This window comes from Hassallia byssoidea VB512170, assembly GCF_000817785.2.
Lineage (GTDB): Bacteria > Cyanobacteriota > Cyanobacteriia > Cyanobacteriales > Nostocaceae > Hassallia > Hassallia carrinoi.
On the sequence record NZ_JTCM02000082.1, the window covers coordinates 1 to 15031 of the forward strand.

The 15031-nt window shown below is 43.0% G+C and carries 13 protein-coding genes and 1 pseudogene; 6 read left to right on the plus strand and 8 right to left on the minus strand.

Going from position 1 to position 15031, the window contains the following annotated elements; translation table 11 throughout:
* Window positions 1–187: 187 nt before the first annotated feature.
* The 4 genes and pseudogenes from PI95_RS25295 to pgeF all read right to left on the minus strand — a co-directional run bounded on the left by PI95_RS25295 (window position 188) and on the right by pgeF (window position 6138).
* Window positions 188–2989, minus strand: a complete 2802-nt coding sequence (locus PI95_RS25295; protein WP_163519184.1) for a U32 family peptidase — start codon at window positions 2987–2989, stop codon at window positions 188–190.
* A 188-nt stretch (window positions 2990–3177) separates the two neighbouring features.
* The gene (locus tag PI95_RS25300; protein ID WP_039743286.1) at window positions 3178–3981 is read right to left on the minus strand and encodes a DNA-directed RNA polymerase subunit alpha C-terminal domain-containing protein; all 804 of its coding nucleotides are present in this window, start codon (window positions 3979–3981) and stop codon (window positions 3178–3180) included.
* 278 nt (window positions 3982–4259) lie between these two features.
* A pseudogene (locus PI95_RS25305) lies at window positions 4260–5152 on the minus strand (Rpn family recombination-promoting nuclease/putative transposase).
* A gap of 188 nt (window positions 5153–5340) precedes the next feature.
* Window positions 5341–6138 carry a peptidoglycan editing factor PgeF gene (gene pgeF, locus PI95_RS25310; protein ID WP_039744083.1) on the minus strand — a complete coding sequence of 266 codons (798 nt, stop codon included), beginning with the start codon at window positions 6136–6138 and terminating at the stop codon, window positions 5341–5343.
* Window positions 6139–6216: 78 nt separating this feature from the next.
* Between pgeF and PI95_RS25315 the strand changes: the two genes are divergently transcribed.
* From PI95_RS25315 to PI95_RS25330, 4 genes are read left to right on the plus strand one after another with little or no spacing between them, the layout of a single operon-like run.
* Window positions 6217–7026 carry a biotin--[acetyl-CoA-carboxylase] ligase gene (locus PI95_RS25315; protein WP_063842334.1) on the plus strand — a complete coding sequence of 270 codons (810 nt, stop codon included), beginning with the start codon at window positions 6217–6219 and terminating at the stop codon, window positions 7024–7026.
* A gap of 32 nt (window positions 7027–7058) precedes the next feature.
* The gene (locus tag PI95_RS25320; RefSeq protein ID WP_163519185.1) at window positions 7059–7205 is read left to right on the plus strand and encodes a hypothetical protein; all 147 of its coding nucleotides are present in this window, start codon (window positions 7059–7061) and stop codon (window positions 7203–7205) included.
* Window positions 7202–8887, plus strand: a complete 1686-nt coding sequence (locus PI95_RS25325) for a M23 family metallopeptidase (RefSeq protein ID WP_039743289.1) — start codon at window positions 7202–7204, stop codon at window positions 8885–8887. Before PI95_RS25320 ends, PI95_RS25325 begins: the two co-directional genes overlap by 4 nt.
* A gap of 17 nt (window positions 8888–8904) precedes the next feature.
* On the plus strand, window positions 8905–9069 hold the full coding sequence (locus PI95_RS25330) for a hypothetical protein (protein WP_163519186.1): 165 nt from the start codon (window positions 8905–8907) through the stop codon (window positions 9067–9069).
* Here the strand turns inward: PI95_RS25330 and PI95_RS25335 are convergent.
* Window positions 9046–9720: a riboflavin synthase gene (locus tag PI95_RS25335; RefSeq protein ID WP_039743291.1), complete on the minus strand. Its 675-nt coding sequence runs from the start codon at window positions 9718–9720 to the stop codon at window positions 9046–9048. The two genes, PI95_RS25330 and PI95_RS25335, sit on opposite strands and share 24 nt — an antisense overlap.
* Before the next feature lie 340 nt (window positions 9721–10060).
* Between PI95_RS25335 and PI95_RS25340 the strand changes: the two genes are divergently transcribed.
* Together PI95_RS25340 and PI95_RS25345 are read left to right on the plus strand one after the other, a co-directional pair.
* Window positions 10061–10555: a bifunctional nuclease family protein gene (locus PI95_RS25340; protein WP_039743293.1), complete on the plus strand. Its 495-nt coding sequence runs from the start codon at window positions 10061–10063 to the stop codon at window positions 10553–10555.
* Window positions 10556–10720: 165 nt separating this feature from the next.
* Window positions 10721–11848 (plus strand): aldo/keto reductase, encoded by a 1128-nt coding sequence (locus PI95_RS25345; RefSeq protein WP_039743295.1) that lies wholly within the window; start codon window positions 10721–10723, stop codon window positions 11846–11848.
* Between the two features lie 54 nt (window positions 11849–11902).
* Here the strand turns inward: PI95_RS25345 and PI95_RS25350 are convergent, their stop codons facing one another.
* The 3 genes from PI95_RS25350 to csaB all read right to left on the minus strand — a co-directional run bounded on the left by PI95_RS25350 (window position 11903) and on the right by csaB (window position 14959).
* On the minus strand, window positions 11903–12697 hold the full coding sequence (locus PI95_RS25350) for an AAA family ATPase (RefSeq protein ID WP_039743296.1): 795 nt from the start codon (window positions 12695–12697) through the stop codon (window positions 11903–11905).
* A gap of 129 nt (window positions 12698–12826) precedes the next feature.
* The gene (locus PI95_RS25355) at window positions 12827–13720 is read right to left on the minus strand and encodes a phosphotransferase (protein WP_039743298.1); all 894 of its coding nucleotides are present in this window, start codon (window positions 13718–13720) and stop codon (window positions 12827–12829) included.
* Between the two features lie 201 nt (window positions 13721–13921).
* Window positions 13922–14959 carry a polysaccharide pyruvyl transferase CsaB gene (csaB, locus tag PI95_RS25360; RefSeq protein WP_039743300.1) on the minus strand — a complete coding sequence of 346 codons (1038 nt, stop codon included), beginning with the start codon at window positions 14957–14959 and terminating at the stop codon, window positions 13922–13924.
* Window positions 14960–15031: the final 72 nt, after the last annotated feature.

Here is a 15031-nt window from a genome sequence, read left to right on the forward strand (position 1 = left end):
GGAAAGGGGGATGGAGTCATATAAAATCAGTCGAAGAGAAGTGAAAATATTTCAACATTTTCCCTTTCCCCTTTCCCCTTTCCCCCTCTTCAAAGGGCATTGGGCATTTCCCCTTTTCCCCTCAACAAAATTGCCACGCTCCCACCATCCACTATCAACGCTCCCACTATCAACTATCCACTATCAACTATCCACGCTCCCACCGAGTCACACCAAGCTGCCGAAATTGCAGCTTTAATTCTCGCCAAAGTTGAGAACCTGTAATCTCACCTTGCAACAGTTGTTGATAGCAATGTATCGTTTGCGTCACTTCTTCGGGTGTCTCATTCACAAACTCAATCCGGAAGTCTTGTAAACCAAGCTCTATCAGCCGCTGTACGTATTCGGCTCCTGTTTGAGTCGTGCCATTAAATACTGTATTGCGACAACCGACATCCGCTTGCAAAATGTGTTCACACCCTACCCTATCTTTAATTTTCACCTCATGCTTTTCACATGGTCTGCCGCAATTGGTGTAGTCTGTCCCTTGAGATAGAAACGCACAAAAGACACAATGCTCCATATGAAACATCGGCATATGCTGATGAATTGTTACCTCAAACCATTGCGGAGGACAACTATTAAGTAAGTCTTGTAGTTGGGTAATGTTTAAATCATACGATGCCGTCACCCTTTCTAAACCAAAGCGATGTTTAAAGTAATCTGCTGTTAAAGCATTCGCAACGTTAAAAGAGAAATCTCCTATACAGCGTTCTTGTGCAAAGAATTGTAAATGGTCATAATTCCGCACCAGATAACCATCAGCCTTGCAAGCGCGTACTTGCTCCAAAATCCAGTTTTCCCCAGGTTTCGTAATTCGCGGTAGCGCTAGCCAAATTTGCGGAGTGGGGGGAAGGGGGAGAGGGGCAGAAGGGGGGATGGAAAGAGGGGGGGATGGTGAGTCCAGCGCCGTGCGGGGGTGGAGGAGTTTGAGGCGACTGGCGAACCCGAAGGGGGGGAAAGAAGAATTATTCTCCTTGTCCCCACGCCCGTCGCCCTTGTCTCCCTTGTCCCCTTGTCTCCCTTGTCCCCTTGTCTTTCTATCCCCTTGACGCACCATCTCCACCGCTTCGCGATACTTACGCGGATCTTCAAATTCACAGTAAACTGTTTCAATTCCCGCATCGAGTGCTGCTTGCAGTTGGTTTAAGTTTCGTATTAAGACAATTAGGTTTGACGAACTTGGTGAAATAGTTTCTTTAGCTGGTATTAAATCTGCTAGCGTTGCGTTTTGATTAAATTGCCAGCGTTTAGGAAGCGATCGCCTAACCTCTAACTGCGTCACAATTTCCCGTCGCATCCGATTTAATTCACTTACGGGCAGCATTATTGCATCTTTTAGGTGATTTGTCAAGTCTGCTAAACAAAAAGGAGTATTGCCAAGCCTCGCGAATTGTTCGTGCAAACGTTCTTTTGTTAAGGGTTTGGTGTGTGCCTCAACTAGTGGTATTGTCGATTCTACCCGAACGACATGGCTTAATTCGTCACGAGCGATCGCTATTAACTTGTCTCCCACTTCTCCATAAACCTCTACAGAAATGGGACGCTGAAATTGCGGATTTTCCCCAGCAAAACTTTGTCGTAATTGCTTATCTAATTCTGGGTCGCTAGTTTTCCATACTTTATCACCTACATGCACTCGTTGCAGATTCAAGTCACGCCGCCCAAACGTGAGTATAGCTTCTTTACCCTTCTGTTCCACTGCATATATCCGACCCCCTTCTTCTTTTGTCTCTGGATGTCCACAGTCAAAAACAACACCATCACCAGGTTTAACAGGCGCTGACAGTTTAATAATTACCTGTTCGTTGCGAATGCGAGTAACTTCCCCCAAGTATACTCCGCGCTTTTTCCCAAAACGGGCGTGAACCAGTTCTTGATTGTTAATTCCACGGAACCACCCTGTATAAATACCGCGTGAAAACGCCATTTCTAAGTTGTAGCGTTCCGGGGAAGAGGAGGGGGAGTGGGGGGAAGGGGGGGACGGAAAGAGGGGGGGATGGGGAGCAGGGGAAGCAGGGGAAGCAGGGGAAGAAATTCCCGCAAGTCTCCTTGTCCCCAAGTCTCCTTGTCTCCTTGTCCCCCTGTCCCCTTGTCCTCCTTGTCCTCCTTGTCCCAACTCCATCACCCGATCAAGTGCTTGCCGATAAACATGAGTCACATTAGCAACATACTCTGGCGCTTTCAAACGCCCTTCAATTTTCAGACAAGTTACACCTGACTTCAGTAAATCTGGCAGAACCTCTAATCCAGCCAAGTCTTGAGGACTGAGCAAATATTTGCGATCGCCTAAATCTACAACTTCTCCATCTGCTATTAACTCGTAGGGCATCCGGCAAGCTTGGGCACATTCACCTCTATTTGCCGAACGTCCTCCTAAAGCTTCACTCGTCAAACACTGTCCTGAATAAGCGACGCATAAAGCACCGTGAACAAAGATTTCTAAAGGTAGCGAGGTTTGCTGCTTAATTTTGTCGATTTCTTTGAGGGAACATTCACGAGCGAGGACAACTAAATTACACCCTAATGACTCCGCAAATTCCACACCAGCAGCACTGGTAATAGTCATTTGAGTTGAAGCATGGATAGGAAAATCTGGGGAAATATGACGAATTAAACGGCAAATTCCTACATCCTGAACGATTACTGCATCTACCCCCGCTGTAATAATCGAGCGGATATATTGCTGTGCTTCTCGCAGTTCTTGGGGAAAGATTAGCGTATTTAGAGTGACATAGCCTTTGACTCCCCGACGGTGCAGGAATTGCATTAATTCCGGCAAATCTGCCTCAGTGAAGTTTTCTGCCCGCATTCGCGCATTAAACCGATCCAAACCGAAGTAAATCGCATCTGCACCGTTTTCTACAGCAGCTTTAGCGCATTCCCAATTACCTGCCGGTGCTAATAGTTCGGGAAGTTGAAGAGTAGTTGGGGTGAGTTCGGCTTTCATCGTTACTAAGGCAGAATAGGTGACTCCTTAGTGATTTTATCGTTGCGGAAGGAATGTGTGTGGGGAAAAGGGGCGATCGCTATCTCTTCCGTGGCAATTTAATTCGTCTTCAGGGAGAGCAAAAACAGGATGTGATGCTCAAAATAAATATTGTGTATACATTGCCGCTCACCATTATTTCACTAGGTTTAGTCTTCTTCAGCTATTTCAATTCCACAAAAATTTTTGAACCATTGCATAATCTCCTCCGCCACATCTTGTTCCATATTTGCTATTTCCATTATTCTACTTTTAGAAGAATATCCTAAATTTTCTAAACCTTCTATTGATGCTAGATCCGCTATTTTCAGGCAAGCATAGGCTCTTGCACTTAAATTTAATTCTTCTTTGAATAACGTATCGTGTTCATATTCTTCTAATGCTTCTTCTTCTCTGGTTTTCTCGATTATTGGAGATTTATATAAATTATTTGAAGTTCCCGAATGAAAATCCAGTATAGTTTGGTTAAAGAAAGGAGTGGCTTTTATTTCTAAAATATAACTTTTTTTATGAAAATACTTATAATTATTTCCACGATTAAAATAAAAACCGTCTGGATCATAAAGATGAGAATAATTATGGTTATAGTCTAAAGTTCCTAAAGTATATGTATCATTAATATCTATCAAAACACTTTCAAAATGAACAATTTTCCAACGTTCAGCACCCAATTGATTTAAACCTTCGATTAAGCTTTTACATTCTCTCTTCCCAGAATATGCACCGCTAACTATTAATCCAGCTTTGTTGCGAAAAAAACTTTTCCACGAGCCAAAATAAACTTCAATATACTCATATTGTGGATGAACGTGTGTTTCATCCACAATTTCTAATAATTTTAAAATATTTTTTTGGTCTAAAATAATATCTATTTTTTTAATATGTCTTCCATTTTTGTTTCCTTTTATCGAATTAATTCCCGCTAATAACAAATTGTTGAGGTTATCAATCATTTTGACTACAACCTGCTTATGCTCTGGCTTAATCTAACTTCTACCTTAAATCACTGTCCTCAGCAAATTACCGGAACTTTGAAAATAGGGGTTTGAGTAATTGGTTCAGCTTGTACTCGCTGCACAGGGAATAGCGATCGCCTTTGTCAATTGAACCCATATTCCGCACTTCATCTTGTCAGTCCCCAGAACATCGCAGACGAGCGTTTGTATAGGCGACTTACAGCGTGTCAAAAAGAGCGAAAACACACTCTAGGGCTTGGTTTGTGGCTATTTGATCATCGCGTTTCTAACCAAGCCTCTAAATCAGCCACACTAGTAAAATCTAACAGTGCCTCACTCAAATCTTCGAGAACAGGCAAAGTTAAGCTGGAAATGTGCGATCGCGTTTCCTGGGGAAGTACTCCAAATCGCTTAGTTAGCAATCGAATCGCAAGATTAGCTGCCTCTTCCTGTCGTCCTTCTTCCTTAATTTCCCTGTAAACTCGCGTTTCCTTGAGTGTAATTCCTAACATCTCTTCTACCTCCGTTCGGCTTAATTGTTCAAACTTGTACACCATTATCGTTGTAACTAACTCAATTATGGCGATACTTGATGGAGATGCTACTTCTTGACGGGTTCTTGTTAACAAATACCTTGCTTCTTCCGGTGCTTGCTCTTCATCTACCGTAGTTAGCACCATCAGCGCTACCCATAGAGGTAATTGACGAATATCTCCTAACTCATTTAGATAAATCCGATACACTTGTCCACCGTTCAGAAATGAGCGATGGGGATAAATATCACCCTCCGGGTTCAGCAGTTACTCCACTTGGGGAGACCCCAAGACCGTACTGCTTCACTTTGTTCAATACTGCGAGAAGGATAAATTATGACTGCTTGCCAATCGCTAAACCTGTCACGGTTGCGGTAGAAATATAACGAGGATTCTGCAAATACCCTTTCATACAGCCTTTCGTCTTTCTGGAATTGCACCTCACAGAAATACACAACACCCGGACTTTCGTTTTCTGGTGGGAGAAATACTCCATCGATTTCAAATTTCGGTTCTTTGACAGCGACTGAATCAAAACGATAACTATCTGCATTTATTGGAGGATTTGTCAATAATTCAAATAGTAAAGTAGGGGATTGTTGAAACAGTTTGTAAAATATCGAGTCTCGACGCATGAAAGAATTTTACTAATTTTTTTGTCTATGGCTAGTCGTAAGATAGCAAAACTCAAGACTTGAGCAATTCGCAGACAGACTTGTAAATCACATAAGCGATCGCTTTCTTTTTTATGCTTTTTTTTGAATTTTTATCGGAATTTTAGTCTTTGATTTGAGCGAGTACAGCGCTCACTACATTTTTTCTCTCAAATGCTGACGATTCCTGACCATTGAACTTTCTTCTGTTTTTCGCGGCGATAGGAAAAGAAATAATCTGGGGTTTGAAAAGTACAATAAGGAGCGATCGCTATTTGTTCAGATGCAATTCCCAACATTTCCATCTGTAAAGCATTTACCCGTCGCACATCTAACCGCACTTTTCCGGGATTTGGATCGGGTAATAAAGGTGAATTTGCTAGCTGATACATGGCATCAATAATAGTTTTTTCATCATTATGTGGTATAATGCTTGCGCCTATTTCTGCTGCTACCTGTTCTGAAACTTGGTAAACTTCGCCAGCGATCGCAGGTCCGAGGGCAATTTGTAAATTTTCGATTTTGCTGCCTTGGGCAATAAATCGGGCGATCGCTTGCGGTACAATCTTAGATGCCGTACCCCGCCAACCTGCGTGTAGTGCTGCCACTTGAAGAGTCTTTTCATCGGCAATCAGCACCGGTGTACAATCAGCGCTAGCTACCCACAACGCTTGTAGAGGTTCTTCGCTCATCAAACCGTCTCCCAATACCAGGGCAGAATCACCTTCTCCTTCAACATCATTTCCACCCGCATTTAACTTGCTAGTAATTTCCTGCGGTGTGAGAACGATGTTGCCATGAACCTGTTTTAAGCGATAAGCTAATGCTTCTGGTTGCAAGACCTTAGTTAACTCTTGCGGAGAACGTGACCAAAACTGGTGGGTGAAAAAGCCGTGAGGTAAACGTTCTAGTAGACTGCAAGTCAGGTAAGGCATTCCTTCCCAAGTGTGCCAGTTCCAAGTGTGCATCTTCGGTCTAAACCTAAACAGAAAATCTTTCTTCAGCCAATTCATGTTAACTTGTACAACGGGATTTCGGTAAACCCTGTGGAATTTGATCGGCAACAGTTAGAAACCGCCCTCATGAGGCGTGAGCATAAATATTTACCATTGTCTCTACATGTTTTTGACACCGTAGCCTCTACTAACCTTACTGTGTGGGACTTGCTAGAACAAGGTGCAGCTTCAGGATGTGTAGTAATTGCGACGCAACAAACGGCAGGACGCGGGCAATGGGGGCGTCAGTGGAGTTCTTTTGGTGGCGGATTGTATCTTTCAGTAGCTATAGCCCCGCAATTAGAGGCAAGCAACAGCTACCAATTAACTTTGGCGCTTTGTTGGGGAATTGCGAAACAATTGCGAAAATGTGGCGTGAATGTCGGAATTAAATGGCCCAATGATTTAGTCTTAAGTAGCCGTAAACTAGGCGGCATTTTGACTGAAACCAAAGTACACAAAGGAAAAATCACACAAGCAGTGGTTGGTGTGGGGATTAACTGGTCAAACTCTGTACCAGAAACCGGAATCAATCTGAAATTCTGGCAAGCGAAAGAGGGAAAAGGTGTAATTGATTCTCTGGAAATGCTAGCTTTGGAGGTTTTGCTAGGAATAGAATTTGGTGTTGAGTGCCTTTGTGAAAAAGGAGTAAATATACTTCTGTCAGATTATCTCAATTTGCTTACGAATATGGGCGATAAAGTAGACATCAAAAATCATTCGGGGACTGTTGTAGGTGTAACTTCTACAGGAGAACTACGAATCAAAATGCAAACTTCTGATAATAACACAGTAATAACACCAGAAATTTGTCTCCAACCCGGTACAATCAGTTTGGGTTACAAGGGACGCTTGGAATAGGGACGCTTGGAATAGGGAATAGGGAATGGGGAATGGGGAATAGGGAATGGGGAATAGGGAATAGGGGACAATTCTTTCTCTCCATCTCCCCATCCCCCCATCCCCCCCTCTCCCCACTCCCCACTCCCTACTCCCTACTCCCCAGTCTAATTACACACAACACGCACTCTAACAAATGACGCAGCGCAATCAATTAGGCGATCGCCGTTTGCACAAGTTATTACAGCGATGTCTTGTGACAAAACGTTTGGCATCTTCTTTACCAGCACAGAGTCTGTGTTGGTTAAGCAGTTTCAGCCTTCTCAGTGGAGGCTTTGTGTATGCTCAGGTAGACACATCAATAGATAATATCGTTCCCACTGTCGAAAATTCACGGCAGGCAGTTACAAATCCAGTTAAAAAAGAGGTGGTGCGCTCTCGCAGTGCTTCTGCAACAGAATCGACTCAAGCGACACCGGATTTTTCTGAGCGTCGAGCTAGACTCAAAAAGCGACTACGCAATAAAACAGAAGTTTCTCAGTCATCCGAGCCGGTTAGACGCTCAACACGTCAAAGCGAGTCTGATGAACCTGTGACTCGCATCAGACGCTCAAGAGCGAGTGTTGATTCTGAACCGGATACTACCGCTAGACGCTTCAGACGGCAGGTAGAAGCTTCGCGGGTTAAGCCTGCAAGAATTAGACACACAAAACCACAAGTAGAAGATTCTTCAGTCACATCTAGTAATTCTCGCACCATAGAAAGACCCTCAGAAGTTTCGCGACCACCAAGCATCTCAGACAGCAAAAAGGATTACAATAACGCTTATATTGACCCCAACGATTATAAAAACGATGGGACGAGTAATTATCAAGCACCGAATTCTGTAGTACTTACAGAACGCTCTAACGGTTGTCGGACTATTTTAGCGCAAGGTGCGGGTGGTATTTGCGCGAAAATACCGATTACTCCTTATGGAAATCAACGTGTAGCCGATTCTAATAACGACGTAACACGTAAACAAGCGCCGAGTTGGATAAGAAGAAGTCAAGAAACAACGGCATACGCTAACGTTTCACCACCACGTCGTCTTGCAAGCACTCTCAGCCGTAGCGCATGGCGTTCTACGCGGGTTGGTCCGATTAATCTCAACAATGGCAGTTGGCGTGAAAAGCCAGTTGCTTCTGTTGGTGTCAGCAAAAGCAGTTTTCGCCCGAATCGATTTATCCCCAAGCCCAGCAATTTCAATTCTAACCCCATAGTTGGTTCGAGTGCGATCGCGCCGGCGCCTGGGGAATTGTCAGCACCGATGACGGCTGATAATACTGCACCCCGCGACAGCACTGTAACTTACGACATTCCACTTGCATCAGTATTACCACAAATTCCTTATACTGGCGCAGTCGCTGTCAATCCTGGGGGAATGATGTTCCCGTTATCTGTTCCCTCACCGATTACTTCTTTGTTTGGTTGGCGAGTGCATCCGATTACAGGCGATCGCCGTTTCCACGCCGGTACAGATTTGGGTGCGGCGATGGGAACACCAATTTTAGCAGCTGCTACTGGTCAAGTGGAAGTTGCTGATTGGGTAGGCGGTTATGGTTTAACTGTTATTCTCAATCACAGTTCCGCTCAACAAACTCTCTACGGTCACATGTCAGAAATCTTTGTCCAACCCGGTCAGGTAGTCCAACAGGGAAGCGTAATTGGGCGAGTTGGCAGCACCGGCAATTCCACAGGTCCTCACCTGCACTTTGAAGTGCGTCACCTGACTTCCCTTGGCTGGGTTGCAACTGACCCAGGCGTACAGTTAGACAGCGGTCTTAGCCAGTTGATTCAAGCTACACAGACAGCGCGGATAATTGGACAACCGGGAAGTTAGAACAGGGGGAGTGGGGAGTGGGGAGTAGGGAGTGGGGGACAAGGGGGACAAGGGGACAGGGGGACAGGGGGACAGAGGGAGTACCCATTACCAATTACCTATTACCTATTACCCATTCCCCACTCCCCATTCCCCATTCCCCATTCCCCATTCCCCATTCACAAATACCCGTTTTCTGTTAAGAATGCGGGTGTGATTTCATCAAAGTTGGAATCTGAAGCTGTATTTTGTCGGTTGCCTGGGTAAAGCAATTTTTCCACGTATTTGCCGAGAATATCTCCTTCGAGATTAACCAAACTACCGGGACGGAGATAGCGGAGATTGGTTTCGGCGTAGGTGAGGGGAATAACTGCCACTTTGAATTGCGAAAGTTCTGGTTCATATTCGGCGACTGTTAGGCTGATGCCGTTTACGGCTATGCTGCCTTTAGGGACAATGTAGCGAGCGATCGCATTTTCTGCTATAAAAGTCATTTCCCAAGAAGTTGCAGTTTGTTCTACCGCTTGCATTCGTCCTGTGCAGTCTACATGACCCATGACAAAATGACCGCCGATTTTGCTGCCTACTCGCAGCGACGCTTCTAAGTTAACATACTTCTGCTCTGATTGTTTCCCCAAAGTTGTACGGCGAAGAGTTTCCGGTGAAGCGGTGGCGATAAATCCGCATTCTAAAATTTCTTCTACCGTTAGGCAAACACCATCGACGGCAATACTGTCACCACAAGCTAAATCTTGCATAATTAACTCAGGTGACTGGGGTAAACATGTAATTTGCCAAGAATCGCCCCCTAAAGGTTTGATCGTTCCTAATGACTGGATTAATCCTGTAAACACGGCTTTTTCGCAAAACTAACTCTATTTATTGCCTAATTTTGACTTAAATCAACTCGTAATTCTCACAGGCATTTTCAAATCATGAGTATTATTTTAGACAATTTATTGCATAAAGAAATCAAGACATTTATATCATTTACAAGGCATACTTGGTTAAGAAGATTATTGTTGAACTACACGGATTTAACTTACGAGGAGTGTTCACCACTAGCAGGGAGTTTAATAGAAGTAATTATAGAAAACAAATGCCTATGTTTATTCTTTTCGCCGTCTTCCCCGATAATGGGTACTATTTGTTACATAGCTACCAAGCGCTCAAAGGATTGTAGAGGCTTCGCCAATGATTGAAATGAAAGTCGCTGGCATAGCATTAGATGCTATAACCCGCAGCCCGATTGTACTTTTGAAAGATGCTTCAGATCGCCGCGCTTTGCCAATTTATATTGGTCAAGAACAGGCTAGGGCAATTATGGGTGCGCTTGAAAACCAAAAGCCTCCCAGACCCTTAACCCACGATTTGATAGTGAATATTCTCGAAGTATGGAATATGACTTTAGAGAAAGTCATTATCCATTCGCTACAAAAGGACACATTTTATGCAGCTTTGATTGTCCAGCATGGCGATGTCAAAAAAGAAATTGATGCGCGTCCCAGCGATGCGATCGCCGTCGCTCTCCGCACCAACGCCCCTATCTGGGTTATGGAAGAAGTGATCGCCGATGCTTCCATCCCCGTGGATCGCGATGCTGATGAAGCCGAACAGCAAGCGTTTCGCGAATTTATTTCCAATCTCCGTCCCGAAGATTTGATCAAGCGCTTCGGCTCTGACAGCTAGCAATGCGTGGATTTTGCGGAAAGTCTGAGCGGAGGCTTCCTCCGATCAGAACTTTCAAAGACGGATTTTCGATTTTGGATTAAAAATAGGGCATCGGGCATAAAAAAGTTCCCATTGCCCATTACCTATTACCCAATCTAAAATCTAAAATCTAAAATCTAAAATATGCAATACCGACGCTTTGGAAAAACGAATTTGCGCCTCTCGGTGCTTTCCTTGGGGACAATGCGTTACTTGGCTTCTTTTGAAAATGCGCTCTTAACGATCCAAAAAGCGATCGCCTCAGGAACTAATCATATAGAAACTGCCAGAGGCTATGGCAACAGTGAGGAATATCTTGGTGCGGCGTTGATTGCGGGACAAATACCTAGAAATCAGCTTTATATCACCACCAAAATTCCTCCCACACCCGATGCTGATACGATGCGTCGCTATATTGATGAATCTCTGGCGCGATTAAAGCTAGATTATGTAGATTGTTTGGGAATTCATGGTTTAAATACGAGTGAGCATTTAGACTGGGTTCAAGCCAAAAATGGTTGTATGCAAGCAGTGCAAGAAGCGAAGCGCGATCGCCGCATCAAACACGTAGGCTTTTCTACTCACGGTTCCCTTGAGGTAATTCTTGCAGCTCTCAATACAGATTTATTTGAATTTGTCAATCTGCATTATTACTATTTTTTCCAAAGAAATGCACCAGCGATTCAGCTAGCTAGTCAAAAGGATATGGGTGTTTTTATCATTTCCCCCGCTGATAAGGGAGGAAAGCTTTATACCCCACCTCAAATTCTCAAAGATTTGTGTTCACCGTTTTCCCCCTTAGAGTTAAATTATCGTTTTTTACTCAGCAATCCTCAGATTACCACCCTCAGTGTGGGAGCCGCAAACCCAGATGAATTGCTAGAACCGATACAAGCGGCTAATTTCGACGGTGAATTAACATCGAAAGAAATTGCTGTTTTTGAACGTTTAGAAAGTCATAAAAATACAGCTTTGTCAACTGACAAGTGTAGTCAATGCTATGCTTGTTTACCTTGTCCAGCAAATATCAATATACCAGAAGTATTGCGCCTGCGGAATCTTGCTGTAGCATACGATATGAGCGACTATGGACAATATCGCTACGGAATGTTTGAAAACGCCGGTCACTGGTTCGGTGGAATGAAAGCGAATAAGTGTACAGAGTGCGGTGAGTGTTTACCTAAATGTCCAGAAAAGTTGAATATTCCGGCTTTGTTGAAAGATACTCACGAGAGATTAAACGGGAAAGCTGGTAGAAGATTGTGGGGATGAATTAAAAGATCGTAGTAAGCGCTTTAGCGCTTATATTAAGCGCTGAAGCGCTTACTACAAATGTCTAAGAAAAGATTGCGGATTATTTAAAAAAGCTTTCGTTAAAGAAACGTGTTCCAATTCATCATAAGCAACTTCTTTTGGTGGGGATGAATCAAAACTGAGAATTGATGCTTCTGGAAAAGCCATAATAATCGGAGAATGTGTCACAATGATAAATTGGCTATCTTGATTTACCATTTCTTTTAGCAAAGACAAAAATGCTAATTGTCGTAAAGGAGAAAGTGGTGCTTCTGGCTCATCAAGCAGATATAATCCACCTGGAACGAAGCGTGCTTGAAAAAGTTTGAGAAAGCTTTCTCCGTGAGAGTTAGCATCAAGGTTGTCACCATATTTTTGAGTTAAACCGGCTTTCTGCTTGAGTGCAGAAGCTTTGGCTAATTTCAAACCAGTTCCGGTAAATTTTTGCTCATATTCTAAAGTTTCTTCTTCGAGTTCTTGACTCATCGTTTTAATTCGTTTGGCAAAGTTGAAGAAATCTTCTGCTCTTAAAAAAAAGCCTCGTGCCGTCTTTTTTTGCCAGATAAACCTAAATTGGCTAGATAATTGTCGAGCAGGATCTAATGTTTTGTCGCGCTGGATATCTTCTCCACCGACGCTGATTGAGTTAATTCCTGTAGCGATCGCTTCCAACATTGTTGATTTTCCAGAACCATTTTCCCCAACGAAAAAAGTTACAGGCTTTTGAAAGTTAATTTCTTCAAAAGCTTTAACTAAAGGAAGATTGAAGGGAAAAGAATCAGGTTTTTTAACGTTTGTTTTTTTAGCGATCGCTCTTAAATGAATCATGCTGTGATACTTCCCCCTTCGCAGCTTACCTATTTATTGTGCCGCACCTTGATTGTGGCTGGTACATTACTTTAAATAAAAACTCTGCGCTTATCGAGAACGTTCCTCTGCGTTGAAAAATGCTACAAATTAATCCAAAGGTGTACCTACAAGTTTAATATCTTTTGCCATGCCGATATGCGCCAGCGACAAACTAACATCTTTATACTTGATTGCACAATTAGCCCATTGTAACTCTAACGTTCCTACCCAGAAGCGTGCGCGATCAATGTGTTCTGCTAACATTAAATAGTCACTTTGCATACGCTGCACAATACTTTCACCGTAGTTTCCCAGTTGCACTGCAATATCACAAGCGCGATCGCCTAAACCAGACGTACCAAAATCAATCATACCGCTAATTCTTTCTGTCACTGGGTCAAACAATATATGATAAACTGCTAAATCACCATCGATTAGTACAGGTGTGTAACTTAAATCGAGTTCACCTGTAACTACGGGTGCAAAAAGTTCATGTATCCAAGTTTGTTGATGACGCCACAGATGCGGAAACAGAGTTTCCTGAACTTCCTGGTATAACTGTAACCAATCTTCACGAGTTCTTGTTGTATCTGAGGAAGATATCCCAGCATTAACTAAAACTTGATTGGGAATGCTGTGCAATTGTTGATGAAATATCGCAAGTTGTGAAATAACACGAGTTTGTGATGCTTCACTTAACTTTAACAAAGTGTTACGAGAAAGCGGTTCACCTTTAATAAATTTGTAGCTGACAAAGCTTTCTTCTAAATATTCAAAATGCGGAACTTGTAAATCAACATGTTTTCGCACAACTTCTAACACTTTCGCTTCATGAGAAAGAACTTCTTTTCCCCAGTCTGTTTTGGGAAAGCGACAGACAATTTCATGATTTACAACTACCACATCATTAACCATACCATCTTGATTAAAGTCGAGATAGTCAAAAGAAATATTTGGATAAACAGCGCGAATTTTTTCCAGGTACGAGTCAGGAATTTTCATAGCGACTTTGGTAATGACAACAAACGAACAATCAGAATTAGTCGGACATTTAGCCCGATTGCAGCGACTTAACTGATTTGCGTGTTTGTGTTACCAACGTATCACTGTTATTTAACTCCCATAGAATATCGCTATACGTAAGTATAACATTATTTTTCGCTCGTTGAATCACTATTTTTTCTACTGCTGCGCGATCGTTATTTAAGCAAGTGCTTGACTTAATACTTCACGATGTATAAGCGCTCGATCTATTAGAAACTGAATTTTTTCTGGTGATAACGGATTGCCATTGGCGTAATGTTCGATCCAAGTTTTGCCAATCAAGTTGGCGTCATCTGGTAAACTAGCTAAATCCCAACCTGGCATATCTAAATCTTCCATCAAGCGATTAACTTTAGGATCGTAACTTAAAGCAAAACAGCGACAGCCTTCACTAGCTGCCATAATTAAGCTATGCAAACGCATTCCAATCGCCATTTCTACACCACGATACACACCTTTTAAAAGTTGCGGATCTTCCAGACACATAATCTTGCTGACATCTGCTAGTTGTGGTTGGATAGTTTCGGCAATGCTTAAATCTTCACTTTTTTGAAAAGGCAGCAGTAAAATAAAGGTTTGCGTAGCTTTTTGGAAATCAACCAAAGCGCGAGTTAAATTAGCAAGGCGCATTTGTGTGAGTTGCGGATGCGATCGCAATGTTACAGCAACTCTCGGCGCAGGTAAATCCCAAAGTCCGGGTACAGGTTTAGACTCTAAAGCCCAAACCGGATCGGGTGCGAGAATAAAAGGTATTTGCCAATCAGATAATAAAGCAGCAGAAGCGCGATCGCGTACACTAACTTTGGTACAATTAGAATAGGTGTTCCGCGCCAGAGAACGAGTCAAAGAACGCTTTAACGGACCAATTCCTTGTGCCCAAGCAACAGTTTTTAACTTCATTTTTTGTGCTAATGCCATCAAAGAGCCGTAGTAAAACGGGCTAATACTGCTGGTGATATCTTGAATTAAACTGCCACCACCCCAGATAAAAGCATCGCTGGAGCGCAAAGCTTGAATTACAGATAAAGGTGCCATGCGATCGCCAACTTCGACATGATAGCGGTGCTGTGTTTCTTGTGGATTACCAGAAAGAACCACAGGCGTGACATGTTCTGGTAGCATTTGTAGAAGCGTCGCTAACAAAGCTTCATCACCACCATTTCCCTTACCGTAATACCCAGACAACAACACCCGCATCTTAGACATTTTGGATTTTAGATTTTCGATTTTGGATTTATTTTCAACTGAATATTTGCCACCAACACAGAT